This is a genomic window from Nocardiopsis sp. NPDC006139 (genome assembly GCF_040614155.1).
GTDB lineage: Bacteria > Actinomycetota > Actinomycetes > Streptosporangiales > Streptosporangiaceae > Nocardiopsis > Nocardiopsis changdeensis.
The window spans coordinates 93,657-119,168 of sequence record NZ_JBEXTT010000022.1 but is presented as its reverse complement, the minus strand read 5'-3'; the positions used below and the strand labels follow the sequence as shown (position 1 = coordinate 119,168).

Annotated in this window: 27 protein-coding genes; 18 read left to right on the top strand and 9 right to left on the bottom strand. The window is 74.1% G+C overall.

All coding sequences use genetic code 11. The annotated features are described in order from the left end of the window. Positions 1–14: 14 nt before the first annotated feature. The 3 genes from ABZ249_RS25770 to ABZ249_RS25760 form a co-directional block, all read right to left on the bottom strand. Entirely contained in the window at positions 15–803 is a 789-nt protein-coding gene (locus tag ABZ249_RS25770) for a VOC family protein (protein ID WP_355267755.1), read from the bottom strand. 303 nt (positions 804–1,106) lie between these two features. Then, complete coding sequence (locus ABZ249_RS25765; protein WP_355267753.1) at positions 1,107–1,697, bottom strand: YdcF family protein; 591 nt, start codon at positions 1,695–1,697, stop codon at positions 1,107–1,109. A gap of 36 nt (positions 1,698–1,733) precedes the next feature. Further along, complete coding sequence (locus tag ABZ249_RS25760) at positions 1,734–2,276, bottom strand: GNAT family protein (RefSeq protein WP_355267750.1); 543 nt, start codon at positions 2,274–2,276, stop codon at positions 1,734–1,736. Between the two features lie 186 nt (positions 2,277–2,462). Here ABZ249_RS25760 and ABZ249_RS25755 point away from each other — a divergent pair, with 186 nt between their 5' ends. Further along, the gene (locus ABZ249_RS25755; RefSeq protein WP_355267748.1) at positions 2,463–2,678 is read left to right on the top strand and encodes a hypothetical protein; all 216 of its coding nucleotides are present in this window, start codon (positions 2,463–2,465) and stop codon (positions 2,676–2,678) included. 78 nt (positions 2,679–2,756) lie between these two features. Here the strand turns inward: ABZ249_RS25755 and ABZ249_RS25750 are convergent, their stop codons facing one another. Then, complete coding sequence (locus ABZ249_RS25750) at positions 2,757–3,365, bottom strand: response regulator transcription factor (RefSeq protein ID WP_355267745.1); 609 nt, start codon at positions 3,363–3,365, stop codon at positions 2,757–2,759. 14 nt (positions 3,366–3,379) lie between these two features. After that, entirely contained in the window at positions 3,380–4,636 is a 1,257-nt protein-coding gene (locus tag ABZ249_RS25745; protein WP_355267742.1) for a sensor histidine kinase, read from the bottom strand. A 120-nt stretch (positions 4,637–4,756) separates the two neighbouring features. On the opposite strand from ABZ249_RS25745, the gene ABZ249_RS25740 reads away from it, so the two are divergent. Both ABZ249_RS25740 and ABZ249_RS25735 read left to right on the top strand, forming a co-directional pair. Further along, entirely contained in the window at positions 4,757–5,950 is a 1,194-nt protein-coding gene (locus tag ABZ249_RS25740) for an acyltransferase family protein (protein ID WP_355267739.1), read from the top strand. Positions 5,951–6,122: 172 nt separating this feature from the next. Continuing rightward, the gene (locus ABZ249_RS25735; protein ID WP_355267736.1) at positions 6,123–6,677 is read left to right on the top strand and encodes a hypothetical protein; all 555 of its coding nucleotides are present in this window, start codon (positions 6,123–6,125) and stop codon (positions 6,675–6,677) included. Positions 6,678–6,872: 195 nt separating this feature from the next. Here ABZ249_RS25735 and ABZ249_RS25730 read toward each other — a convergent pair whose 3' ends face one another. Continuing rightward, positions 6,873–7,550, bottom strand: a complete 678-nt coding sequence (locus ABZ249_RS25730; RefSeq protein WP_355267733.1) for a response regulator transcription factor — start codon at positions 7,548–7,550, stop codon at positions 6,873–6,875. Continuing rightward, on the bottom strand, positions 7,550–8,857 hold the full coding sequence (locus ABZ249_RS25725; protein ID WP_355267730.1) for a sensor histidine kinase: 1,308 nt from the start codon (positions 8,855–8,857) through the stop codon (positions 7,550–7,552). Before ABZ249_RS25725 ends, ABZ249_RS25730 begins: the two co-directional genes overlap by 1 nt. 198 nt (positions 8,858–9,055) lie before the next feature. Between ABZ249_RS25725 and ABZ249_RS25720 the strand changes: the two genes are divergently transcribed. Further along, the gene (locus ABZ249_RS25720; RefSeq protein WP_355267727.1) at positions 9,056–9,748 is read left to right on the top strand and encodes a hypothetical protein; all 693 of its coding nucleotides are present in this window, start codon (positions 9,056–9,058) and stop codon (positions 9,746–9,748) included. A 120-nt stretch (positions 9,749–9,868) separates the two neighbouring features. Here the strand turns inward: ABZ249_RS25720 and rraA are convergent, their stop codons facing one another. Next, complete coding sequence (gene rraA / locus ABZ249_RS25715; protein ID WP_355267724.1) at positions 9,869–10,363, bottom strand: ribonuclease E activity regulator RraA; 495 nt, start codon at positions 10,361–10,363, stop codon at positions 9,869–9,871. A 396-nt stretch (positions 10,364–10,759) separates the two neighbouring features. On the opposite strand from rraA, the gene ABZ249_RS25710 reads away from it, so the two are divergent. The 5 genes from ABZ249_RS25710 to ABZ249_RS25690 all read left to right on the top strand — a co-directional run bounded on the left by ABZ249_RS25710 (position 10,760) and on the right by ABZ249_RS25690 (position 15,107). Next, a complete protein-coding gene (locus ABZ249_RS25710) occupies positions 10,760–11,440 on the top strand; it encodes a phosphatase PAP2 family protein (RefSeq protein ID WP_355267721.1) in 681 nt (226 codons plus the stop codon). Between the two features lie 164 nt (positions 11,441–11,604). Then, positions 11,605–12,900 carry a glutamate-1-semialdehyde 2,1-aminomutase gene (gene hemL / locus ABZ249_RS25705; protein ID WP_220564572.1) on the top strand — a complete coding sequence of 432 codons (1,296 nt, stop codon included), beginning with the start codon at positions 11,605–11,607 and terminating at the stop codon, positions 12,898–12,900. 89 nt (positions 12,901–12,989) lie between these two features. Further along, on the top strand, positions 12,990–13,625 hold the full coding sequence (locus ABZ249_RS25700; RefSeq protein ID WP_220564573.1) for a histidine phosphatase family protein: 636 nt from the start codon (positions 12,990–12,992) through the stop codon (positions 13,623–13,625). Between the two features lie 205 nt (positions 13,626–13,830). Then, positions 13,831–13,929 carry an AURKAIP1/COX24 domain-containing protein gene (locus tag ABZ249_RS25695; RefSeq protein ID WP_017621272.1) on the top strand — a complete coding sequence of 33 codons (99 nt, stop codon included), beginning with the start codon at positions 13,831–13,833 and terminating at the stop codon, positions 13,927–13,929. 218 nt (positions 13,930–14,147) lie between these two features. Beyond that, the gene (locus ABZ249_RS25690; protein ID WP_355267717.1) at positions 14,148–15,107 is read left to right on the top strand and encodes an NAD-dependent epimerase/dehydratase family protein; all 960 of its coding nucleotides are present in this window, start codon (positions 14,148–14,150) and stop codon (positions 15,105–15,107) included. A gap of 542 nt (positions 15,108–15,649) precedes the next feature. On the opposite strand, the gene ABZ249_RS25685 is transcribed toward ABZ249_RS25690, so the two are convergent. Next, positions 15,650–16,450, bottom strand: coding sequence for an HAD-IB family hydrolase (locus ABZ249_RS25685; protein ID WP_220564575.1), 801 nt, complete (start codon positions 16,448–16,450; stop codon positions 15,650–15,652). Positions 16,451–16,722: 272 nt separating this feature from the next. Between ABZ249_RS25685 and ABZ249_RS25680 the strand changes: the two genes are divergently transcribed. From ABZ249_RS25680 to ABZ249_RS25640, 9 genes are all read left to right on the top strand, one after another. After that, the gene (locus ABZ249_RS25680; protein ID WP_355267713.1) at positions 16,723–17,841 is read left to right on the top strand and encodes a hypothetical protein; all 1,119 of its coding nucleotides are present in this window, start codon (positions 16,723–16,725) and stop codon (positions 17,839–17,841) included. 198 nt (positions 17,842–18,039) lie between these two features. Then, positions 18,040–18,738, top strand: a complete 699-nt coding sequence (locus ABZ249_RS25675; RefSeq protein ID WP_355267710.1) for a DUF2993 domain-containing protein — start codon at positions 18,040–18,042, stop codon at positions 18,736–18,738. Between the two features lie 173 nt (positions 18,739–18,911). Beyond that, the gene (locus tag ABZ249_RS25670; RefSeq protein WP_355267798.1) at positions 18,912–19,244 is read left to right on the top strand and encodes a thioredoxin family protein; all 333 of its coding nucleotides are present in this window, start codon (positions 18,912–18,914) and stop codon (positions 19,242–19,244) included. 177 nt (positions 19,245–19,421) lie between these two features. Further along, positions 19,422–19,508, top strand: coding sequence for a putative leader peptide (locus tag ABZ249_RS25665; RefSeq protein WP_355267795.1), 87 nt, complete (start codon positions 19,422–19,424; stop codon positions 19,506–19,508). Between the two features lie 74 nt (positions 19,509–19,582). Beyond that, the gene (locus ABZ249_RS25660) at positions 19,583–20,005 is read left to right on the top strand and encodes a DUF4395 domain-containing protein (protein ID WP_355267707.1); all 423 of its coding nucleotides are present in this window, start codon (positions 19,583–19,585) and stop codon (positions 20,003–20,005) included. Between the two features lie 83 nt (positions 20,006–20,088). Continuing rightward, positions 20,089–20,934 carry a sulfurtransferase gene (locus ABZ249_RS25655; protein WP_355267704.1) on the top strand — a complete coding sequence of 282 codons (846 nt, stop codon included), beginning with the start codon at positions 20,089–20,091 and terminating at the stop codon, positions 20,932–20,934. After that, positions 20,931–21,236, top strand: coding sequence for a DUF1416 domain-containing protein (locus ABZ249_RS25650; protein ID WP_220564580.1), 306 nt, complete (start codon positions 20,931–20,933; stop codon positions 21,234–21,236). The genes ABZ249_RS25655 and ABZ249_RS25650 overlap by 4 nt, the downstream gene beginning before the upstream one ends. A 201-nt stretch (positions 21,237–21,437) precedes the next feature. Further along, positions 21,438–23,015, top strand: a complete 1,578-nt coding sequence (locus tag ABZ249_RS25645) for an alpha/beta hydrolase (RefSeq protein ID WP_355267701.1) — start codon at positions 21,438–21,440, stop codon at positions 23,013–23,015. A 429-nt stretch (positions 23,016–23,444) separates the two neighbouring features. Beyond that, on the top strand, positions 23,445–25,472 hold the full coding sequence (locus ABZ249_RS25640) for a hypothetical protein (protein WP_355267792.1): 2,028 nt from the start codon (positions 23,445–23,447) through the stop codon (positions 25,470–25,472). The last annotated feature ends 40 nt before the right edge of the window (positions 25,473–25,512 follow it).

The following is a 25,512-nucleotide window of genomic DNA, read 5'->3' as shown; positions in this document are numbered from 1 at the left end:
CGACGGACCCCGGGTCAGGCGGGGGAGGGGCGCAGCAGCACGAACGGGTTCCCGTCGGGGTCGGCGCAGGCGGACAGCCGGCCGACCCCGGGGGCGTCGTCGGGCGCCATGTCCACCCGGCCGCCGGTCTCGGGGACCAGGGCGGCGGTGGCGTCCACGTCCTCGACCTGGAACACGGGGTGCCAGTCCCCGCCGCCCACGGACTCCGCCGTGCCGGGGTCGACCTGCGCGATGCCGCTGTGCGCGCGGTCCTCGTCCAGGCCCTCGGGCCTGACGGTCAGGTAGGTGCCCCCGCCGGGCAGCTCGAAGGGGCCGAACTCCCAGGGGAAGAGCCCGCCGTAGAACCTCCGGGCGCCCTCGGCGTCCGGGGTCCACAGCTCGGCCCAGACGAGGGTCCCGGGCTCGTCCACGGTCTCCATGCCGGGGAAGGAGAGCGGCTGCCAGAGGGCGAACCGCACCCCCTGCGGGTCGGTGCACTGCGCCATCACGCCCATGCCCATGACGTCCATCGGGGGGAGGTCGACCGTGCCGCCCAGCTCGGCGACGCCCCGGACGTACTCCTCGGCGTCGGGGGCCTGGAAGTAGAGCGTCCAGGAGGGCCGCTGCCCCTCCTCCATGAGCGGCCCGGCCCCGCCCACGGTCCGCCCGCCGGACTTCAGGAGCAGGTAGCCGCCGGTGTCCGGGCCCGCGGACTCGGCCTCCCAGCCGAACAGGCCGCGGTAGAAGGCCAGGGACCTGTCGAGGTCGGAGGCGCTCAGCTCGATCCAGCAGGGGGAGCCGGGGCGGTAGTCGGTCGTGATCATGGCGGTGGCCTCCGGTGGTCGGGTGCGTTGCGCGGTGCCATCTGCGAGTCTCACCCGGACCGGCCACAAGGCGGGGGAGGTCGGCGGCAAAGTTCGCACAATCCCGGGGAGGGCTCCCCCGCGGCCGTGCACCGTCGCGGCCTCGGGGCCCACGGGCCCGTCCGGTACCGGCAGGTCGGTCCTGCCGCCCTCCTGGATCCCCGTCTCACGCCGTGACCGTGCGCCGCCATCCTGACGGCCGGGGAGGACACGGTCCGCCGCAGGCCCCGCGCCGTTCCGCCGGGACCGGGGGCGGAGCGGGGGTCAGCGCCGGTAGAGGGCGAACAGCGGTTTCAGCCACAGGAGCTCGCCCGGCCGGTGGTCCCGCGCGGGGCGCAGCCGGGCGGCGACCTCGGGGGCCTGCTCACGCAGGTAGCGGCGCCCCTTGCGGGCGTGGAAGGTGGTGGAGGCGATCTTGACGACGGGGAAGGAGTCGATCATGGGGAGGGTGAGGGCGATGTTCTCCCAGGTGCTGGTGGCCTTCTCCTCCAGGAGGACGTCGCCGGGGTCCACGCCGAGGCGCCCGACGGCGTAGTCGGCCATGACGGCGGCCTCGGAGCGCCCGGCCCGGGGGCGGCGGGGACTGGTGCCGGTGAAGACCAGGACGCTGCGCCCGGCGCGGGGGTCGCGCGAACGCAGGGCGATCCGCGTGCGGTAGCGCTGCACCAGGCCGGGGCGGTCGCCGCGCCGGCTGGGGAAGCCCAGGACGACGATCGCCTCGTCGGCGCCGGGGGGGACGGGGGGAGCGGCGGCCGGGTAGTCCTGCCGGGAGACCCGCCACAGGGTCCATTCGCTCCAGAGGAGGACGGCCCCGGCGGCGGCCGCGGCACCGAGCAGCAGGCGTGTGCGGTTCATGGGAGGAAACCTACCGGCGCCGCCCGGGCCGTCGGCTCAGCCCTGCGCGTTCGCCTTCCACTCCTCGGCGAGGAGGCCGAACAGCACCTGGTCCAGGAACTCGCCCAGGACCCAGGACGAGGAGCGCAGCACGCCCTCGCGGACGAAGCCGTTCTTCTCGGCGGCGCGCATCATCGCGAAGTTGTCCTCCAGCGTTTCGATCTGGAGGCGGTGCAGGCCGCGGACGGCGAAGCCGTAGTGGCAGAGCACCGCGACCACGTCGGTGCCGTAGCCCCTGCCGCGGGCGGAGGGGCGCAGGCCCATCCCCAGGTGCGCGGAACGGCTGTGGCCGTCGATGCCCCACAGGGTGGCGGTGCCGAGCAGTTCGCCGCCGTCCAGGTCCACGACGGAGAACGTGGCCGTGTCCCGCGCGGTGTCGTCCACGTTGACCAGGGAGTGCTTGGAGCCGGGCATGACGGGGCGCCAGGGGCTGCCCTGGACCCGCGAGTGGATGACCACGTCGTCGTAGAGTTCGGCCTGGAGGACCGGGTTGTCGTCCTCGTGTCGGGCCCGCAGCCCGACCTTGGTGCCTGTGAGCATGGGGGACTTCCTACCGGAGCGCCTCGGGTGGTCGCAACCGTATTAGCCCTCTGTGTCCTTTTCGGGTGGCGCCGCGTCCGCCCTCCCGCGCCGGGCGCCGGTCACGTCACCTTTGCCCTGACGTTCTCCTACCTTGGCGCCGAACCGGGCAGTGGCATCCGACCGGCAACGAAAACGGGAGGCATCATGATCGCGAAGCTGTCCGAACTCGGCGTCACCTCCGAGATGGCCTACGCCGCCGGCGTCGCCAGCATCGGCGCGTCCATCCTGAGCTGGGTCGTGTCCAAGAAGAAGGAGGACGCCGGCACCGACCGGGCGGACCGCTGGGGACTCTTCGTCGGCGAGTGGGCACCGACCTTCTTCGCCCTGGGCATCGCCCTGCGCCTCGAAGAGAACAAGTGACCATGGCACCTGTTCCCGGGCGCGGCCCATCCTGACGGGCCGCGCCCCCGTGCGGGCGGGTCCCGGAACCGGAGCGGCTCAGATGATCCCGCGCTCCCAGCCCACCCGCACGGCGGCGGCGCGGTCGCCCACCCCGAGCTTCTTGTAGATGTGCAGCAGGTGCGTCTTGACCGTCGCCTCGCCGATCCCCAGGTGCCTGGCGACGGCACCGTTCGTGAGCCCTTCCGACACCAGCCGCAGCACGTGCACCTCCCGGTCCGTCAGCTCCGCCTCGTATCTGCGGCCCGCCAGCGCCGCGAGCGCCGCCGCGGTGAGCACCGGCCTCCCCGCCGCGACGTCGTGCACGGCGCGGACCAGCTCCGCGCGGCGCGCGTCCTTGAGCAGGAACCCGTCGGCGCCCGCCGTCATCGCCCGCCGCACGTCCCGGTCGGTGTCGTACGTCGTCAGCACCAGGATCCGGGGCCGGGCCGGGTCCCTCCCGCGCAGTTCGGCTATCGCCTCCACCCCGTCCCCACCGGGCATCCGGAGGTCCATCAGCACGACGTCCGGGTCGCTCGACCGCACCACCGCGACGGCCTCCCGCCCGTTCGCGGCCTCGCCGACGACCTCGATGCCCTCCTCGCCGCCCAGGATGCCGGCGAGCCCGTCCCGGACGATCGGGTGGTCGTCCGCCACCACGACACGCACCGCGCCCACCCCGCTCACACCGGTACCGCCGCGACCACCCGGCACCCCTGCCCCGCCCGGCTCTCGACCTCGAACGCCCCGCCCACGGCGGCGACCCGGCCGGCCATCCCCGCCAGCCCCTGCCCGCGTCCGCGCGCAGCGGCCGCGGCCGGATCGAACCCGTCCCCGTCGTCGGTCACCGTCAGCTCCACCCATCCCTCCCGTTCCCCGCGCCGCCCCAGCACGAGCCGCACCGTCGAGGCCCCGCTGTGCCGGGCCGCGTTCGCCAGCGACTCCTGCGCGACCCGCAGCAGCACGTCCCCGTGCCGGGCGGAGTCCGGCGCCCCCTCCACGTCCAGTTCCGCGACGATCTGGTGCGTGCGCGCCCAGTTCCTCGTGAGATCGTGCAGGGCCTCGGTCAGCGTGTGCCCGGACAGCTCCCGCGGCGCCAGCGCGCGCACCGCCCGGCGCGCCTCCACCAGGCAGTCCCTGGCCGCGGTCTCCGCCCGTTCGATCCGCTCCCCGGCCGGCGGGTCCACCGGGCCGATGGCCTCCAGCTGGCTGATCACCCCGATCAGCCCCTGCGCGACGGTGTCGTGGATCTCGCGGGACAGCCGGGCGCGCTCCTCGCCGATCCCCGCCTCACGCGCCTGTTCGAGGAGCCGGTGGTGCAGCGCCAGGTTCTCCTCGTGCACCGCGGCGAGTTCGAGCGCGACGCGCTCGCGCTCCGCCACCTGCCGCTCCCGCTCCCGGGCGAAGTGCAGCATGACCATGCCGATCCCCACGTTGACCGCGGCCAGCGCCAGGTACAGCCACGGCAGGTCGGACACCCCCGGAATGCCGCCGCCCTGGCCCACCGCGGTGACCAGCCCGGTCGCGACCGCGGCGACGACGACCTGGCGCCGGCGCAGGTACCGGTCCGCGTCCAGGTACCCGGCGAACGCGGCGATGCAGACGAACGGGTTGAGCAGGGACGCCACCAGCGTGACGGCGAGGTTCGCCGCCACCGCCGCGACCGCGAACCTTCCGCCCTGCGCGATCCGGTCCCCGTAACGGAGCTCGCCGAGGCGGGCCGCGAACAGCACAGCGGTGGGGACCAGCGACCAGGCGAACACCGCCGGTTCGATCACCGGGCCGGTGATCGCGGCACCGAAGAGCGCCGACACCACCGGGAGCGCCGAGGGGACCAGCCGGACCAGGGACGCCCACCTCGGAAGCGGGTCCCCGGGCCCGGCGCTGTCGCCGTGGCCCGTCGGGTCCGCCGCACCGACGGTACGTGACGCGGTGTTCATGGCAGCATTCTCCCCGCTCCCGGCGCCGCCCGGAAGCGCCCGCGGGTCCACCGATCGGTGGATGCCGCGGACGCCGATCGGCCGAACCCGGCGGGCGTTCCGGCTCCTAGCGTCGTGTGCATGACCCCTCACACGGCGGGCGCCGGGTCAGGCTCGGCGCGAACCCGCATCCACGGCCTCGACGCGCTGCGCGCGTTCGCCCTGCTGCTCGGCATCGTGCTGCACTCGCTCCTGCCCTTCGCGCCGGAGATGCCCTGGCTCGTCAACGACACCCGCACCTCGCCCGCCGCGTTCGTGGGCGTGTACGTGATCCACCTCTTCCGCATGGCGCTGTTCATGATGCTGGCCGGCTACCTCGGCCGCATGGTCCTGACGCGCCGTGGAAGCCGGGCCTACCTCCGGGACCGCACGGTTCGCATCCTCCTGCCGCTGTTGGCCTTCTGGCCGGTCTCGGTGTTCTCGCTCGGCGTCCTCGCCACCGTGGCCGCGGCGCAGGGCGGGGGAGCGGCCCCCGAACCCCCGCCGAGCGACGCGCCACTGGTGCTGCTCATGTTCACCCCGGGGCAGCTGTGGTTCCTGCTGGTCCTGTTCGAGGTCGTCCTGGTCGTCCTCGCCGCGCGGGCCGTCCTGCTGCGGCTGCTGGGCCCGGACCGTGCCGGGCGGTGGTCCGCCCGGATCGGCGCCCTGCTGGCCGCTCCGGGGGGCGTCCTGCTGGCGGCGGTGCCGTACGCCGCCGCGCTGCTGAGCCAGGGGACGGACCCCGCCCAGGGGATCAACGCGCCCGTGACGGTCCTGCCGGAGGCCGCGCCGCTGATCGGCTACCTCGGCGCCTTCCTGGCCGGCTGGTTCCTGCACGCCGCGCCGGGGTCGCTCGCCCGGCTGGCGCCGCGCTGGCCGCTGCTGCTGGCCGCGGCGGTCCTCGGCACGGTGTCCATGCTGCTGCCGGTCGCCGCGGACCTGCCGCTCGCGGTCGGGTCGGTGGTCGTGGCGCTCACCGGCCTGCTGTGGACCTACGGCCTCACCGCGCTCATGGTCAAGGTGTTCTCCCGGGAGCACCCGGCGATCCGGTACCTCGCGGACGCGTCGTACTGGATGTACCTGATGCATCTCCCGCTGCTGGTCGCCATCGAGATCCCGCTGGTCGGCCTGGACTGGCCGGTCGCGGCCAAGCTCCTGCTGAACTGGGTGGTGACGACGGCCCTGCTGCTCGGGAGCTACCAGCTGCTCGTCCGCCGCACCGTGCTGGGCCGCTGGCTGAACGGCCCGCGCCGGCGTCCCGCCGCCGTACTCCCGACGGGCTCCCGCGGTACGTGAACCGCCGCCCCCGAACGCGGATCACACCGGTCACGACGAACCCTCCGGCCGGCGTCGCCCCGGCCTCCCCGGGGCCTGCCGGAGGGGACACCGGGCGGATAGGATGCGGCGGATCGAGAGTGCACAGCGCCGTGAACCCCGTCTCCGGTTCCCGGAACGAGAACGGAGAAACGTGGCCAGCAGTTACGACTACCAGCTTCCGTTCCACATCAACCAGGTGTGGGACATGCTCCCCCACGCGGTGCAGCGCACCAGGGGGTCCTCGACCCGGGGCAACCCGATGCCCGGCGGCGGTTACCGGTACACGTTCTCCACCGACTTCAACCTGGTCAGCTACGGGCACAACGTGTACATCGAGCTCTCGCCCCACCCCCAGGGCACGAACCTCCGGGTCACGCCCAAACTGAAGTTCGGCCTCGTCGACTTCGAGGGCTCCGACATCGCGGCCAGCCTCCGCGACCACCTCTTCAACATGCTCCGGCACCAGGGCGGCAGGCCGCCCGGCCAGGGCGCGCCCGGGCCGGCCCCGAACGGGCAGGGCCGTCCCGGACCCCCTCCCGCGCACGGCGGCCACGCCCCGCCGCCGCAGGGCCACGGCCGGCCCGGGCCGCCGCCCGCCCAGGGCGGCTACGGCCCGCCCCCCGGGTACGGCCACCCCGGTCCCCCGCCCGGGCACGGCGGCTACGGGCCTCCCCACGGCCAGGGCGGGTACGGCCCGCGCCGGTAGCGGAACGGGACACGGCCGCGGCGCCCGCCGCGGCCGTTCGCCGGTCCGGTCCCGGGAGCGCCCCGTCGAAGCCGTCGCCGTGCCGCCCTGAAAACCATGGGTCATGGGATTCGGCCGTATCTTCGGAAGTCCGGTCGAGACCTGGCACGCACCCGCCCGGACTCTCCGCGGCGAAGCCCCGAACCGGGGTGCCGGTCAGCGGTCGCCGTCCCCCCGTTCCCGGACCCACAGGGCCAACCGGGTCCGGTCCCGCAGCCCCAGCTTGCGCAGGATGTTCGTGACGTGGTTGCGCGCGGTGCCGTCCGTGATGAACAGGCCCCGGGCGATCTCCCGGTTGGTGGCCCCCGCGCCGATCATCCGCGCCACCTCCCACTCCCGCTCCGACAGCGGCGGTCGCGCCGGCTCCGCCCCCCGGGGCGGAGCCTGTGCCGCGGCGGCCTCCGTCCCCCCGCCCAGGGACGCCACCAGCCGCTCCGCGGCCGCCGTCCCCAGCACCGTCTCCCCGCGTGCCACGCGTTGCAGCGCCGACACCAGCTCCTCCGGCGGCACGTCCTTGAGCAGGTGGCCGCGCGCCCCCGCCCGCAGGCACCCGAAGACGATGTCGTCGTCGTCGAACGTGGTCAGGACGAGCGCCGGCACGTCCGGGTACTCCTCCCGCATCCGACCGATCAGCGTCGGCCCGTCCATCCGCGGCATGCGCGCGTCCACCAGCGCCACGTCCGGTAGCCCGCCCGCCGCGGCCCCCGCCAGGAACTCCAGCGCCTCCAGCCCGTCCCCGACGTCCCCCGCGACCTCGATCCCGTCCTCGAACTCCAGCAGTTTGCGCAGCCCGCGCCGCAGCAGTACCTGGTCGTCCACGATGAGCACCCGCATCAGGCACCGCCCGCATCGCGCGTGCCGTGGTCGGCGGCGCCCGCCACGGGCACCTCCACACGCAGCCGGAACCCCGTCCCGGTGTTCTCCGCCGCCAGCTCTCCGCCCACACGCCCGACCCGTTCCGCCAGACCGCGCAGCCCGAACCCGCCGCGCACCTCCTCCACCGGAGCCCCCCTCCCGTCGTCGGTCACCGACACCGCCACCGTCTCCGGAGCCACCTCGACCTCCACCAGGACCGCCTCACCGCCGGAGTGCCGCATCGCGTTCGTCAGCCCCTCCTGCACCGTCCGGTAGCACACCAGCTCCGCCTCCTCCGTCAGCGCCGGCCACTCCCCGCCCCGCTGCTCGAACCCGATGCGCATGCCCCCGCCCTGGAACGACTCCGCCAGCGACCGCATCGCGCTCGCCCCCGCCCGCCCCTCCAGCGCCAGCGGCCGCAGCGCCCGCACCCAGCGGCGGGTGTCGGTCAGCGCGTCGCCGGCCAGAGCCCGCGCCTGCGCGACCTCCTCCCACGCCTCCTCCGGCCTGCCGGCCTCGCGGAACCGGAGCGCGTTCGACAGGCACAGCGACAGGACGGTCAGGTGGTGCCCGGTGCTGTCGTGCATCTCCCGGGACATGCGGGCGCGCTCCTCGGACACGGTCAGCTCCCTGATCCGGTCCGTGCTGCGCCGCAGCTCCCCGTGCGCCGCGGTCAGCTCCCCGTGGGTGCGCTCCAGCTCCTCCAGCAGCTCCCGGGTGCGCCCGGCCCGCTGCGCCGACACCAGCAGGCCCACGGACACCAGCCCCGACGCCACCACGACGAACAGCAGGCCCACCGCCATGATCGCCCCCGCCAGGAGGGGGGTCCCGGGCACGAGCAGTGTCAGCAGCAGGCTGAAGCCGACGACGAGCGCGCCGTAGACGATCCCGCCGGGGACCCCGAAGACGATCACCGCGTTCACCGTTCCCACACACAGCAAAAGGAAAAGCGCGTGATTGCTGGTGACGAAGGAGGTGAGGGTGAAGACCATGAACGAACCGCTGGCCATTCTGCGCGGCCACGGGGAATGCGGGGACCATGCGAGGAAAGGCCACAGCGCCGCGCAGACGACCAGGGAACCGATTCCCGTCACGACCAGGGAGAGGGTCAGGGGGTCGGCGAGCCCCTCGCCGTCCAGGGGGGCCACGCCGGTCGCGAACACGGCGTAGACGGCCAGGGTGGACAGCACCGAACCCCAGAACAGCAGCCCCACCGCGCGCGGCGGGCGGTCGTCGGCCAGGCTGACCCAGCGGGACAGGTCGGGGAGTGGGGACGGTGCTCTCATTGTCCGGATACTATCCCCGGCCGCCGGGAAAAGGGGATTTCCGGCTGTCACGGATTTCCGGTCCCGCGTACATGACTCCTGTCATATGAGGCCCCGCGGGAATTCGGTGACACCGGCATGACGGCGGGTGGATGTGCCCGTGCGCGGCGTTTTCCTAGGGTCCTTCCCAGAGGACGAAGAAGGAACAGGGAGGAACCCATGGAGAGCACGATCGGCGGCACCGCCGCCGAGACCCCCCGCCCGCCCGTCGTCGGCATGGCCGCCGCGGGCCTCGCGATCGCGGGGATGGCCGCCGTCTCCTGGACGGTCTGGCCGGACCTCGCGGAGATGGTGCACGGCGGCAGGTACAACCTGGACGGCAGCCCGAACATGGTGCCCCGGTGGCTCCTCGCGGGCGCCATCCCCTTCACCACGGCCCTCATCGCGGTGATCCTGAGCGCCGCCCCGGCCCTGAGCGCCAGGATCCAGGAGGTGCTGGACCCGCCGGTCCGCCGGACCGCGCGCAGCACCACCCGGGCCATGAACGCCGTCCTGGTCCTGCTCTCCCTCTTCATGCTGGCCGTCCACGCGATCATGGTGTTCAACGGCGCCGGCCGGGACATCCCGACCACGAAGCTCGCGGGCGCCGCGGTGGGAGTACTCCTCGTCGGGCTCGCGCTGGTCGTGCCCATGGTGGAGACCGCCGGGGACCGGAACTCCGCGCTCTCCCGCTGGTGGGCGGACACGCGCTGGCCGACAGCGGCGGGGATGGCCGCCGTGGGGGTCGTCCAGACCGCCGTCGCGCTCCTGGTCGACAACGGCCTCCTGGTCGCGATGGTCCCGTTGCTGCTGCTCCCGGCGATGGTGCTGGGGGCGGTGTCCCCCCTGCTGAAGCGCCGCCGGCGCGACTGACGGGAACGCCCTGGCACGGGCGCGGAGCGAACGGCGGGACTCCTCCGAGGGGGCCCGCCGTTCGCTCTGCCGCGCGTGCGCGGGCCGGGCCGCGGCCGCGCGTCCTCCCCGCCGTCCGGGTCAGATCCTCTCCGCGTTGACGACGATGCCGTCCTCGTCGCTGTACAGCCACTCCCCGGGGACGAACGTGACGTCCCCGAAGGACACCGGGGCGTCCAGCCGCCCGGCGGCGTCCTTGGCGGACTTGCGCGGGTTGGAGCCCAGCGCCTTGACCCCCAGCTCCAGCGCCCCGAGCGCGACCGTGTCCCGCACCGCTCCGTGGACGACCACTCCGGCCCAGCCGTTGGCCACCGCGGCCTCGGCGATCATGTCGCCCATCAGGGCCGAACGCAGCGATCCGCCGCCGTCCACCACCAGTACGGCGCCCCCGCCGGGGGTGTTGAGCACCTGTTTGACCAGGCCGTTGTCCTCGTGGCACTTGACGGTGCGGATCGGGCCGGAGAACACGGCCCTGCCGCCGTACTGCCGGAACTGCGTGGAGCAGCTGCGCAGGGTGTCGCCGTGGTCGTCGATGAGGTCCGCCGTGGTGAAGTCCGCGGCGCTGTGCTCGGTCATGTCGGCTCCGATCCGGGGTGAAGCGGGTGGACGCCACTCAAGCTACCCAGGAGTAGTCCCCCGCCCCCGCCCGGCACCCCGGATGCGCGCCGCGGTGGGCGCCCCGGCGCTCCGGCGGTGCCGACGGCCCCTTTCGGCGGTGACCGCCTCCTCCGCCCGCCCACCCCTTCGTGCCGGTCCGTCCATGTCCGGTTCATCCTTTCGTGGGGAACCCCCGTCTCTTTCGTCGATCCCGGCCCTCACGGGCCTTGAAGCCCCCGTTCCGGTGTCAGGATGGAACCTCGGAAGTCACCGAATCGTGGAGATAGCGTCACCTTTCGGTCGACCCGTCGACCCCACGTCGCGAATCCTCCCCCGCACTCGCGCGACCCTCCCCGACGACACCCCTGGAGAGAGATGGTCTCCGAGATCTTCGATATCAGTGCCGCCTGGTCCCGGGCCGTGATCGAGTTCGCCGCCGGACTCGACCCCCGTGTGCAGGAGGCCGCCCACATCGGCACCGACCTGTTGCTCGTGGTCTTCGCCGTCCTGTTCCTGGCCGCCTGGTGGCGCGCCCGCTCCGTCGACTCGCGGCTGGTGGGCCTGGCGCTGTTCGCGCCGGTCGCCACCGTCATCGCCTACGGCGTCAGCCGCACCGTCAAGTCGTTCGTCGAGCAGCTGCGGCCCTGCCAGGCCATGACCGACCTGACCACCATCGCCACCTGCGACCCCGTCGGCGACTGGTCCTTCCCGAGCAACCACGCCGCGATCGCGGGCGCCGCCGCCGCTGCGGTCGTCATCGCCTGGAAGCGCATGGCCCCGGTCGCCGCGGCCGTCGCCGTCCTGGAGGCGTTCTCCCGCGTCCTGGTCGGCGCCCACTACCCGCACGACGTCGCCGTCGGCCTGCTGCTCGGCGCGACCGTCGCCACCGCGGTCTCCCTGGCCATGGCCCGCCCCCTGACCGCCCTGGTCGACAGGGCCGCCGGGAACGCGCTCCTGCGCCCCCTGGTCCGCTCCGCCGCCGCCGACGCGCCCCGCCCCGGCGGTACGGACGACGACACCTCCTCCACCGGCCCCCGCTCCTACGCCGGCGTCTGACCCGCCCCGCCCCGCACCCCCGGCGCCCCGGCCCCTCCCGGCCGGGGCGCCGCCGCGTCCGCGCCCTCCGCGGCGGGTGAGGCGGGGCGGATGGCCGAAGGCGGCCGCGCCGGTGCGGGGCGGGTCACGGTTCCGCCGCAGGACACAGCTGACACACTGGTGAGGTGGGTACTCAACAGACTTCAGCAGAGCTCTTCGAGCGGGCCACCGCCGTCGTCCCCGGCGGGGTCAACTCCCCGGTGCGCGCCTTCGGCGCCGTCGGCGGCACCCCGCCGTTCTTCGTCAAGGGCGAGGGGCCCTACCTCATCGACGCCGAGGGCCGGCGCTACGTCGACCTCGTCTGCTCGTGGGGGCCGCTCGTCCTCGGCCACGCGCACCCCGACGTCGTGGCCGCGCTGCACGGCGCGGTGGACTCCGGCACCTCCTACGGCGCCCCCACCCCCGGCGAGGTCGAGCTCGCCGAACTGATCGTCGAGCGCACCCCCGTGGAGAAGGTCCGCCTGGTCAACTCCGGGACCGAGGCCACCATGTCCGCGATCCGCCTGGCCCGCGGGTTCACCGGGCGCAGCAAGATCATCAAGTTCGCGGGCAACTACCACGGCCACGTGGACTCCCTGTTGGCCGCCGCCGGGTCGGGCCTGGCCACGTTCGCGCTGCCCGACTCCCCGGGCGTCACCGGGGCCAGCGCCGCCGACACCCTGGTCCTGCCCTACAACGACATCGAGGCCGTCGAGCGGGCCTTCGCCGAGCACGGCGAGGACATCGCCTGCGTCATCGCCGAGGCCTGCCCCGCCAACATGGGCGTCGTCCCGCCGCGGGCCGGGTTCAACGAGCAGCTCAAGGGCATCGCCCACTCCTACGGCGCGCTGCTCGTCCTCGACGAGGTCCTCACCGGCTTCCGGGTCAGCGCCTCCGGCTGGTACGGCCTGGAGGGCGTCGCCCCCGACCTCATGACCTTCGGCAAGGTCATGGGCGGCGGCCTGCCCGCCGCCGCGTTCGGCGGCCGCGCCGAGATCATGGACCGCCTCGCCCCCGGCGGCCCCGTCTACCAGGCGGGTACCCTTTCCGGGAACCCGCTGGCCACCGCCGCCGGACTGGCCACCCTGCGCGGGGCCACCCCGGAGGTCTACGCGCACATCGACCGGGTGTCCGCCCAGGTCGCGTCCGAGGTCTCCAAGGCCCTGAACGAGGCCGGCGTGGCGCACCGGGTCCAGGGCGGCGGCAGCCTGTTCACGGTGTTCTTCACCGACGCCGACGTCGTGGACTTCGACACCGCGCGCACCACCGACACCGCGGCCTTCGCGGCCTTCTTCCACTCCATGCTCGACCAGGGCGTCTACCTGCCGCCCGCGGCCTTCGAGGCGTGGTTCTTCTCGGCCGCCCACGACGAGGCGGCGGTCGGGAAGGTCCTGGAGGCCCTGCCCGCCGCGGCGCGGGCCGCGGCACAGGCACAGGGCTGACCCGCCGGGTCCGCACCGAGACCCCCGGCGCCGCCCCGCACACCGGCCCGCCGGGCCCCACCAGATCCCCGAAGGAAAGACATTCGACCATGACGACGACCACCGTCGTGCACCTGCTCAGGCACGGCGAGGTGTACAACCCGGACAAGGTGCTCTACGGCAGGCTCCCGGACTTCCACCTCAGCGAACGCGGACAGCAGATGGCCGAGATGGCCGCCGAGTGGTTCGAGGGCCACGACATCGCGGCCCTGTACTCCTCGCCGCTGGACCGGACCCAGGAGACCGCGGTCCCGCTCCAGAAGATGCTCGACCTGCCGGTCACCCTGGACGACCGCCTCATCGAGGCGTCCAACAAGCTCCAGGGCATGTCGCTGTCCCGCAGCTCGGTGCGCGACCCGCGGGTGGTCAGCCGGATGTACAACCCGTTCCTGCCGTCCTGGGGGGAGCCGTACAAGGAGATCCTCGCGCGCATGGTCTCGGCCATCAAGGTCGCCCGCCGCGCCGCCTGGGGCCGGGAGGCGGTGTGCGTCAGCCACCAGCTGCCCATCTGGATGTCGCGCCGCGCGGCCGAGGGCAGGCGCCTGTGGCACCGCCCCGACCTGCGCGAATGCAACCTCGCCAGCGTCACCTCGCTGACCTTCGTCGACGAGCGGCTGGCCAGTGTCAGCTACGCGGAGCCCGCGGCGTCCCTGTACGTCGAGGGCCCCTCCGTCCCCGGGGCCTGACCCGGAGCGCGCACCCGGAGCGGTAAGCTGGGCCTTCGGGTGCGGTGGGCGCACGTCCGTCGGCGGCCGTCCCAGGACGGGCCCCGACCCCGCGGTCCGCGCACTGCGCGCGATCCCGGGGCCCCGCGCACCCGAACCCCTTGCCGGATCCGCCACGGCGGTGCGGCATGCTCTGTATCCATCGTCAGCGAGAGGGTGATCCCTGATGGGTTCCGTCATCAAGAAGCGTCGCAAGCGCATGGCGAAGAAGAAGCACCGCAAGCTGCTCAAGCGCACGCGTATCGCGCGTCGCAACAAGAAGTAGTACCGTCGCGGCGATCGTCGTCTCTCCGCGGGCGTGGGCGTGCTCCGGCATGTCCCGGACGCGGAGAAATTCCCTATTTCGGCGATGCCTCGACCAACGTGACGGAATTTTCCGGTCGGGACATCGTTGTGTCTCACGGGTCGCGGCCACCGCTTCACCCCCGCGGTGAACGGTCCGCGCACCGTCACTCATCGTCTCCTTCCAAGGAACGTGTCGCCATGGCTCGTGTCGTACTCGTCACCGGGGTGTCCAGCCCCCTGGCCGCCAGGGTCGCGCAGGCCCTGGGTGCGGAGCCCGGTGTACGCCGGGTGATCGGCGCCGATTCGGCGCCGCCCGCCGCCACGACGGGCTTCGACTACACCCATGTCGACCTGCACGACGAAAGCCTGGGACAGATCGTCACCGACTCCGGTGCCGATCTCGTCCTGCATCTGGGGCTGGACAACGCGCACAGCGCCCACCGCGAGGAGAACGTCCTGGGGACGATGCGCGTGCTGACCGCCGCGCAGCGCTCCACGACGGTCCGCCGCCTGGTGGTCCGCTCCAGCGCCACCCTGGACGCCGACGACGCGGCCGAGGTCGAGCGGCACACCCGCGGCCTGCAGCGCCGCCGCCCCGACCTGGAGGTGGCGGTCCTGCGGTTCGCCAACCTCATCGGGCCGGGCGTGGACACCCCGCTCACCCGCTACCTCGACTCCCGGGTCGTGCCCACGGTGATGGGCAGCGACCCGCGGGTGCGCTTCCTGCACGAGGACGACGGCGTCGAGGCCCTGGTGCGCATGGCGCTCAGTGACGGCACCGGGTTCTTCGACGTGGCGGGCAAGGACAGCGTCCCGCTCTCCCACTGCCTGCGCCGCATCGGCGGGCACCGGTTCCCGGTCCCGGCCTCCGGGCTGCGCGTGCTGCGCGGCGTGGCCCGCCGCGGCCGCATCGACTACGCCACCGCCAGCGCCGCGCGCGCCGTGACCGCGGGCCTGGCCGCCTCCCTGAACACCGGTGAGCTGGAGCGGGTCCTGGAGTGGATCCCGGCGCACAGCTCGGCGGAGGCCTTCGAGTCCTACGCCGACGCCCGCGGCCCCCGCCGGTCCCCCCGCCGCCGCGACGGCGGCCGCCCGCGGAGCGCCCGCCTGCGGCCGGTCCACGTGCTCGCCCTGGCCAAGACCACCCTGGGCCGCTGACCCGGACTCCCCGCCCCGTCCTCCCGCCCCGCCGCCGCATGCCCGTCCGGCATGCCCCCGCACCGATCGGCGTCCTACCTCACCGCACTGTGCCGCCGTGTGCACGCCCTGCCACCCCGCGCGTCGCGTGCCCGCCCCGGAGGCCTGTACCGGTCGGCGCCCCCACCGTGCTCCCGCTCTGCCGCATGTGGCCGCGTGCCCGTCCCGCCGTACCGCGCTGCCGCTCGTCCGGTTCGGCGCACCGTGCCGCCGCGTGCCCGTCCCACCGCATCGCGCCGTCGTCATGTCCGCCCCGGCGGGACCCGGCACCGGTCGGTGCCCCGTGTCCGGGTTCCGGTCGTGCGCGGGGGTGCCGGTCCGGTGGCGGTCACCGAGGTTTCCCCGGTCCGCCGCCCGGAGGTCCCCGAGCCTTCCCCGGATCTTCCACGGGCCCCCGGCCCGCGGCCCGCCGTCCCCGCGCGTCCCATGGGCCCCACGGCCCCCGGTTTCCCCGGCCCCGGCCTTCCGGCCGCACGGGCCGCGCCGGCTCCCCAGGAGGCCCCTCAGGCCCCCGGGAGGGCTCTGCGCTGGCGGGCGGCGCGGATGGCCACGGCGCCCACCGCCGCGCCCACGGCCGCCGCGGGGACGGCCACCTTCAGCGCCCGGCGGTGCGTGCGGAAGTCGTGCACCGGCCACCCGTGGGTGCGCGCGTACCGGCGCAGGTCCCCGTCCGGGTTGACGGCGTTCGGGTCGCCCACGAGCGACAGCAGCGGGAGGTCGTTGGAGGAGTCGCTGTAGGCCGAGCAGTCCGCCAGGTCCCAGCCGTGCTTGACGGCCAGCTCCCGTACCGCCACCGCCTTGGCCGGGCCGTGCAGCAGGTCGCCGTTGAGCCGCCCGGTGTACACCCCGTCCACGCTCTCCGCCTCCGTGCCCAGCGCCCCGGTCAGCCCGAGCCTGCGGCGGATGATCTGGGCCAGCTCCACCGGGGTCGCCGTGACCAGCCACACCGGCTGGCCGGCGCTCAGGTGCCGCTGCACCAGGGCCCGGGTGCCCTCCCAGATGCGGTCGGCCATGGTCTCGTCGTAGATCTCCTCGCACAGGCCCACGAGGTCGTCGACGTCGTGTCCGGCGACGAACGCCAGCGCCGCCTCCCGGGCGGCGTTGATGTGGTCCGGCTGCTCGCTCCCGGTCACCCGGAAGACGGTCTGGCCCCACGCGAAACGCAGGAGGTCGCGGGTGGTGAACAGGTCGCGAGCGGCCAGGCCGCGCGCGAAGTGGTAGATCGACGCCCCCCGCATCAGGGTGTTGTCCACATCGAAGAAGGCGGCCCCCGCCGGAGTCGGGGACACGACGTCGTGTGACACGGTTCTCTCCTGGCTCGGGTGGGGAGTCGGCGGCACCGTCCTCGACGGCCTGCTCCCCCTGTGGATGCGAGCCTACGACCCCCGGTGAGCAGGACGGAGCCTCTGGGACACGGCGGTAATTCGCGTGATGAAGGTCACAGTAGGGAAAGCGGGTTTGCCCGTCATTCTGCGGGATCTTCCCCGAAAAGGTCCTCACGTACCAGTAGGGAGTGCACACCCACCCGCTCACGTGCATCATCATTGTCGGGATGGTGATCGTAGGACTCGCATTCATGAGCGCGCTGGTGGGTTGGAGTGCCACCGCCGCGCTCGCCGCCTACGCCCAGCGGCGCCCCGGAGTGACCGTCATCGCGTGGCTCGTCGCGTCCCTCGGGCTGACCGTGGGACTGAGCGCCGCCGTGGTCGGCGCGCTGTTCGACTTCAACAACGCGACCTTCCGCCTGCTCCACATCGGCATCAGCCTGCTGGGCCCGCTCTACATGGCCTGGGGCGCCCTGGAGTACGGCGTCCGCTCCGCGCAGGGGCGGTTCGCCTCGCGCCTGTTCCTGAGCGCCTTCACCATCGTCCCCCTCGTGGTCCTGAGCATGGACCGCATCAGCGGCCGGTTCGGCGACACCTTCCCGCCCCTGGGCGACCACTACGACCTCATCCCGCGCTCGCTCATCAACATCACCCAGGTCGTCGTCGCGGCCTTCCTCATCTCGGCCCTCGTCGCGGTCGCCCGCCGCCCCGCCGACCGCGCCCACCACCTGCGGATCCTCGGCCTGGTCGCGCTGGCGGCGCTCCTGTCGATCCTGGTGGGCCGGCTGGGCCTGGGCTTCGGGGGACCGCTGCTCATGCTCGGCGCGGTCGCCGCGCTCTGGGGGGCCGCCGCGCTGGCGGCGCGCCCGCGGCGCGACGCCTACGACGAGGACGACGACTACTACGACGACTACGGTGACGACGCCGGGGACCCCGAAGACGAACTCCTGGAGGAGCCCGTGCGCCGCAAGCGCCGCAACGCCGACCCGTACGACGACTACTACGACGGCCCGCCGGTGCGCCAGGCGCCGCCCGCCAAGCTGCGCGGCGTCATCACCATCTACACCCTCGCCGAGGGGCAGGGCGCCGGCTTCGACCGGATCGCCGACGCCGTCGTCGAGGAGGTCGCCGCGCGCGAGCCCGACACCCTGCTGTTCGCCTGCCACACGGTGCCCAGCGCGCCGCTCCAGCGCATCGTCTACGCGATCTACCGCGACGACCTGGCCAAGGAGGAGCACGAGCAGCAGCCGCACGTGGTCGAGTTCGGCCGCCGCGCGGGCGCCCACGTGGTCGCCACGAACGTGATCGAACTCGCTCTCTCCGGCGCGGCCGCCAGCGACGGCCTGGCCGGCCTGCTGATGCCCCGCTGACCTCGGGGATCTCGGAGGAACCCGCCCCGGGTGAGAACCGTTGTACGCTCCGGGGCGTCCTATGGACGGTGAAGTACCCTTCCCTACAGGTTCCCCATGAACGGTGTCCCCCGGACACCGGTGGCGTGTGACGATGACCGGCCGAGTCCACGGGCCGAGAGCCGCGCCGGAGCGAAAGAAAGTGTGCTGGGATTCCAGATGCGTAAGTTTCTTGTCGTCCTCCTCATCCTCCTGGCGGCCCTCGTCGTGGGCGCCGACATCGGGGGACGCTCCCTGGCGCAGAACATGATCGCCGGCCAGGTGCGGCAGCAGTTCGAGATGGAGCAGGAGCCCACGGTCGAGATCGGGGGCTGGGCCTTCCTGCCGCAGGCCTTCGGCGGCACCTACGAGGAGATCGTCATCTCCGCGCCCTCCGCCACGTTCGGCGAGTACCCGGTGGAGCAGATCGAGGTCCACGCCCTGGACGTCGACGCCCCGCTGTCGGACCTCATGTCGGACCCGCAGGTGACGGCCGGCCGGATCGACGGCTCCGCGGTCCTGCCCTACTCGATCCTCAACCCCTTCCTGCCCGAGGGCATCACGGTCTCCACCGAGGGCGGCGAGCCCTACGCCAGCGGCGAGCTGGCCGTGACCGACCTGGGCATCAGCGTTCCGGTGTCGGCCGCCCTGGAGATCTCCGTCCAGGACGGGGTCGTCTCGGCCACCCCCACCGACATCCAGGTGGACAACGCGCCCACCGACGTCAGCGGCCTGGTCTCCAGCATGATGACCGTGTCGTTCCCGGTGCCGCAGATGCCCTACGGCATGACCGTCACCGACGCCGAGGCCGTCTCCGGCGGCCTGCGGGTCGACGGCACCGCCGAGAACGTCCCCCTGATGGGGGCCGAGGCCGCCTGATGGACCCCGTCGGCGCGACCGTCCTCGCCGCCACCCTGGCCGCGGCCACCGTGCTGGGGCTGCTGTGGCGGCGGGGACAGGGGCGCTTCCGCGGACGGGGGCGGCCGCCCGCCCCTGCCGCGGCGACGGGCGGCGGGGGAACCGGCGCAGGAGGAGAAGGAGAGGAGGGGGCCATGGCGGCCGAGACCGGGGGCGCCACAGCCCTGGATGCCCGGGACATCGGCGCCGGGCTGGGGGAGCGGGCCACGCTCGTCCAGTTCTCCAGCGCCTTCTGCCAGCCCTGCCGCGCCACCCGCCGCGTCCTGGAGGAGGTCTCCGGGATGGTCGAGGGCGTCGCGCACGTCGAGATCGACGCCGAGGCCCACCTGGACCTGGTGCGCCGCCTGAACATCATGCGCACCCCCACGGTCCTGGTCCTGGACGCGCGGGGCACCGTGGTGCGCCGCGCCAGCGGGCAGCCCCGCAAGGCCGATGTGATCGCCGCCATCGGCGCCGCGGTCTCCTGACCCCGCCGACCGGACCCCGTCCTATTCCCGACCGGTTGACCAGGGAATACGCCGGGCCCCGGCGGAGGAGCGGCCCCCCGGACGCGGGGCACACCCGTCCCGACCGGCCCGAATGCACCGTTCTGTGATCCAGGCCACCCGTGACAAACACGTTAAGGGGCCTGTAGCGTCAAGGACGTGACTTCCTTGACGAGCGCGTATCTCACGAAGCGACGGGCGGTGGACTTCTGCCGCGTCGCCGCCGCGCTCTGTCCTTGTCCCTAGGGCGTTCGGGCCGCGGCCCCCTCGCCCCCTCGCGCGACCGACCCCCCTTCCCGTGCACGCAGGGACCACCAGTCATGCAGGTCGATCCTCGCGGACAGCGCTTCGCCGCTGCTCTGACCACCCTCGTCCTGGCCGCCGCCCTCGCCTTCGCCCAGCCCTGGATCCTCGGACTCCAGGCCGCGGTGTTCGCGGTCGGCGTCCTGGCGGGTGTCCGCTACTCGCCCTACGCCCTGTTGTTCTCCGCCGTCGTACGGCCCCGGATCGGGCCGCCCTCCGAGACGGAGGACGCCCGGCCGCCCCGGTTCGCGCAAGGGGTGGGGCTCGCCTTCGCCGCCCTCGGACTCACCGGATACCTGGTGGGCCCCGAGTGGCTCGGCGCGGCCGCGACCGCCCTCGCCCTGACCGCCGCCTTCCTTAACGCCGCCTTCGGCCTCTGCGCCGGATGCGAGGTGTTCCTCCTCGGCCGCCGCCTCGCGGCCGCGGGGAAGCCGGCCTGAACCCCCGTCCCCGGACCCCGCGCTCCGGCGGGCACACACACGCGACACCGCACGCAGCAGAAGAATCGATCAGGAGGTTCCCCATGAGCCGCTCCGACGTCCTTGTGGACGCCGACTGGGTGGAGGCTCACCTGGACGACGACAACGTCGTTCTCGTGGAGGTCGACGAGGACACGTCCGCCTACGACAAGGGACACATCCCCGGAGCCGTCAAGATCGACTGGAGGACGGACCTCCAGGACCCGGTCCGCCGCGACTTCGTGGACAAGACCGGGTTCGAGAAGCTGCTGTCCGCCAAGGGCATCGGCAACGACGACCTCGTCGTCCTCTACGGCGGCAACAACAACTGGTTCGCGGCCTACGCCTACTGGTACTTCAAGCTCTACGGCCACCAGAGCGTCCGCCTGCTCGACGGCGGCCGCAAGAAGTGGGAGCTGGACTCCCGCGAGCTCGTCGAGGAGGTCCCCGATCGGGCCGCCACCGAGTACCGGGCCCAGGACCAGGACCTGTCCATCCGCGCGTTCCGCGACGAGGTCGTCGAGGCCATCGGCACCAAGGACCTCGTGGACGTGCGCTCGCCCGACGAGTTCGTCGGCAAGCTGCTCGCCCCCGCGCACCTGCCGCAGGAGACGTCGCAGCGCCCGGGCCACATCCCGACCGCGCGCAACATCCCGTGGGCCAAGACGGCCAACGAGGACGGCACCTTCAAGACCGCCGAGGAGCTCCGCGAGCTCTACACGGAGGCCGGTGTCGACCTGGAGAAGGACATCATCGCCTACTGCCGGATCGGCGAGCGCTCCTCGCACACGTGGTTCGCCCTGCACGAGATCGTCGGCCTGGAGAACGTCAAGAACTACGACGGCTCGTGGACCGAGTACGGCTCCCTGGTGGGCGTGCCGATCGAGCTGGGAGAGGCGGAGGCCAAGTGAGCGACAGCTGCGGAGCGCCGGTCGGCGGGGTCGCCCTCGCCGACGTCGACGCCGGGAACCAGGCGGTCATCCAGGGCACGGTGACCCGTGACGGGCAGCCGCTGCGCGGGGCGTACGCGCGCCTGCTCAACGCCTCCGACGACTTCGTCGGGGAGGTCGCCACCGGTGACGAGGGGACCTTCCGGTTCTTCGCCGCCGACGGCGACTGGAAGGTCCGCGTCCTGGCCTCCAAGGGCTTCACCGGCGAGTACCCGGTGACGGCCGAGGTCGGAAAGGTCGTGGACCTCCAGGTCCAGGCCTGACCGCCGGACGGGCGCACGACGACACGGGGCGCCGGGGAGAACGGTTCGTTCTCCCCGGCGCCCCGTCGTGTTCTCCTTGTGGCATACGGCACGTTCCGTCAGTGGACGACCGCGAAACCGCCGAGGCGGGCGTTTCGTCCCACCTCCTGTAGCAGAACAGGGACGCGGCGACGGGGCCGTGCGGAGAAGGGGAGCCGACAGGTGCGTTACACGGGGGTGTGGGGGCTCGCGGGAGCGGTGGTCCTCCTGGTCACGGGGTGTTCGGCGTTCCTCCCGCAGCAGGCGCCGCAGGACCCGGGCGGCGCGTCCGCGATCGAGTGGGAGCCCTGCCACGACGGGGGCGGGCGGGAGGAGGCCCCCGAGGACGGCGACCCCGAGTGGACCGCCGCCCTGGAGTGCGGCACCCTGTCGGTGCCGCTCGACCACGACGACCCCGACGGCGAGACGATCGACATCGCGCTGGCCCGGGTGCCCGCCTCCGGCGGCCCCGACGAGCGGATCGGATCGCTCGTGCTCAACCCGGGCGGGCCCGGCGAGTCCGGGGTGGAGATGCTGGCCTACCCGCAGTTCTCCGACGGCATCCGCTCGGCCTTCGACCTGGTCGCCTTCGACCCGCGCGGGGTGGGCGACAGCGGGGGGTTCGCCTGCGGGAACTGGGACAGGTTCGCCGAGGCCCAGCTGCGGGTGCAGGACCCCACCGCCGTCACCGACGCCGAACTGGAACGCCTGACGTCGTCGGCCCGGTCCTACGCCGACGCCTGCACCGAGACCGTGGGGGCCGGGTTCCTGGCCGAGATCGGGACCGTCAACGTGGTCCGCGACCTCGACCTGATCCGCGAGGCGCTGGGCGACGACGCCCTGAGCTACGTGGGCTACTCCTACGGCACCTACATCGGCGCCCTGTACGCGGAGATGTTCCCCGCGACCACCCGCGCGCTCGTCCTGGACGGAGCCGTGGAGACCGAGCGGCCCAACCTGGAGGTCGCCGAGGACCAGGCGGCCGCCTTCCAGGAGACCTGGGAGCTGTTCGTCGCCGACTGCTCCGCCGCCGGGACCTGCCCGTTCAGCGGACCCGAGGCCGCCGACGCGGAGATGACGCGGATCCTGGACCGGCTCGACGCCGAGCCGGCCACCGCCCGCGACATGCCCGTGGACGGCCCCACCCTGCTGGGAATGGTGGGCCTGGCGCTGTACGACGAGACCTCCTGGCCGGAGCTGGCCCGCACCCTGACCGCGCTGGCCGAGGGCTCCGCCGAGTCCGGCGAGCTGCTGGACGCCCTCTACGACACCACCTACGGGGTCGGCGAGGAAGAGGAGGATGTGGCCGCGGCCGGGGAGGAGCCGGAGGGCGACCCGTACGCGGACACCGAGGCCGCGCTCACCGCCGTCAACTGCGCCGACCGGGTGGACCCGACCGACCCCGAGGCGTACCGGGAGGCGGCCGAGGCGATCGCCGCCGAGACCCCGTTCTTCGGCCCGGACCTGGTGTGGGGCCAGCTGCCCTGCGCCTACTGGACCGACACCGAGACCGCCCCGACCGGGTTCGCCGCCGCCGACGCGCCGCCGCTCGTGGTGGTCGGCACCGTCGGCGACCCGGCCACCCCGTACGGCTGGGCCCGGGAGCTGGCCGGCCAGCTGGAGACCGCGACCCTGGTCACCTACGAGGGCTCGGGCCACACGGTGTACGGCTACGGCCTGCCCTGCGTGGACGACCCGATCGACGCCTACCTGCTGACCGGCCGGGCCCCCGAGCCCGGCCTCAGCTGCCCCGCGTTCTAGGGTCCGGCCCCCGGCCGCTTCCGGGCGTTTCGGCGCTCGCGCCGAACGCCGGGAGCGGCCGCGGGGCGACCTCTCCCAGGACGACCGGCGCGGGTCGGCCCGGGACCGGCCGTCCAGGCGCAGGCGGCGCGGCGAGAGGCGGCCCCGCGGCCGCGACCCGGAATGACCCGCCGAACACGCCCCGGCCGCCCGGCGGCCGGGGGCCGGACGTGCGCCGTCGCCGTCCACAGGCCGCGGGTCGGGCGGTGACAAGGCCGCCCGGCGGTGACACCATCGTCCAGAAGCGCGAGGCCCCGCCCGCGCGATTCCCGAGTGGATCCCGACCCCGGCCGCCCCGCGGGCGGCCGCCCAGGAGGTGTTCGGACGGTGCCCCCCACCCCTCGGCCGGACGGCGCGGCCGCGCGCACCTATCTCGGCTGGCGGTACGCGGTGCCGCTGCCCCCGCCCGGGCCGCCGCCGCGCCGGCCGGCGCCCGAGGGGGCCGCCGACCCCGCCGCGGAGGCGGAGGAGGCCCGGCGCGAGGCCGAGGACCGCACCGACCGCCCCCTGTACCTCGCCCTGGCCGGGCTCGGCGCGTTCGCCCTGCTGTGCCTGGTGCTGTGGCCCATGCGGGTGCTGCCCGCCACCCTCGCCGTCGCCGGAGTGCTGGCCTGCGCCGCCATCACCGTCCCGCTCGGCATCGCCCTGGTGCAGAACCGGCAGGTCGCCGCCCGGCGGCTGGAGCTGGTCCGGGAACGGCAGGCGGCCGAGCGCGCGGCCCGCGAGCGCGAGCTGCACGACCGCCTGGACGGGCACGCCCGCGCGCACGCCGCCTGGCAGGCGGCCTGCCGGGCGTTCGAGGCCCAGCCGCTCTGGCACGGGGTCACCGCCCCGCCCGACACCGACGCCGTCCTCGTGGTCGGCGGGGCCGACGCCGGCTGGTCGGCGCTGCTCACCACCATCGGCGTCTCCAGGCTGCGCGAGGGCGGCGACCTGACCGTGGTCGACCTCACCGGCCGCTCCGTCACCCGCGACCTGGTCCGGCTGGCCCGGCGCTGCGCCGTGGCCCCGCGCCGCTGGGTGCTCCCCGCCGACCTGCCCGGCATGACCCTGGGCACCGACCTGGACGCCGGACAGCGCGCCCGCATCCTCTCCGCCGTCGCCGCCGCCTCCGGGGGCGCCGACGACCCCGACGCCGACGAGACCCTGCTGCTGCGGCTCATGGAGGTGCTCGGCCCCCGCGCCGGGATCGCCGAGCTGATCGGCGGGCTGCGCGCTCTCATCACCCCCGAGGACGACGCCGCCGAGGACGACGCGGCGCTCGCCCTGCTCACCCCCGACCAGCGCGCCCGGGTCCGCGAACGCTGCGCGGACGACCCCTGGGAGCGCGCCTGGGAGCTGGAGCGCCGCCTCTCCCCGTTCGAGGCGGTCGGCACCCGGGCCGAGGAGGGCGGGTACGCCCAGGTCAAGATCATCTCCACCGACCGGGCCTCGGGCGGGGTCGCCGCCCGGGTGTACGGCACCTACGCGGTGGCGGCGCTCAGCGAGCTGCTGGAGGTGCCCGGCGGGCCGGACGCCCCCCGGCGGCCGCGCGGCCCGCGCGGGCGCACCGTGGTGGTGTGCGGGGCCGAGACCCTGCCGGAGGGCGAGCTCGACCAGGTGCTGTCCGCGGCCGGGACCGGCGGAGTGGAGGTCGTCCTCATGTTCCGCGACGCCGTGCCCGCCGCCCTGGACCGGTTCTCCTCCTCGGGCCGGCTGCCCGTGGTGATGCGCCAGGAGACTGCGGCGGCGGCCGCCGCCGCGGCCACCGCGGTCGCCGCGGCCGGTGGCGGCGGCCTGACCCTGCACCGGCTCACCGAGGCGGTCGCCGAGGAGGTGGGGGACACCGCCATCACCCCCGAGGAGGACCCGGACGCCGAGGTGGTCGCCGACGACCGCTACTTCGCCTCCCCGCACACCGAGTCCGGCGCGGTCATCCGCAGCGCGGCCGCCGCCGTCGCCCCGCTGGACCTGGTCCGCCATGTGAGATCGGCCACGGTGTGGGGGGAGGCCACCTCCTCCCAGGAGTGGGCCGCCGCCCCACTGGACGCGGAGGGCGACGCCGCCCGCCACACCCGCGCGCTCACCCCCGACGCCGAGGCGCTGCTCGCCCTGCCGGCCACCGCCGCCGTGGTCCTGGGCCCCGACGGTCCTGTCCTCACCGACACCAATCCGGGTATTCTCACCCTGTCCACGGCAACACTGGCCACAATGGACGACTCCCGGACCAGTGGCCACGAAAGCGACGGCGCGCCCGGTACGGGAGCGGGGGAGCACGACCGGCCGGAACCGGTCCGGCCCCGCATCCTCCCCGCCTCCGCCGTCCCCGACACACCCGCCGGGACCGCACCGGCACCCGTGGGGAACGACGGCGCACCGGGCCGTGTGCCGCCCAATCTCGGGCCACCGCCGGAGCGGCTGGACTGGCGGGTCCGATAGCCGGTGGACAATAGGCTTGGCCCGACACATCGCCCGCCGC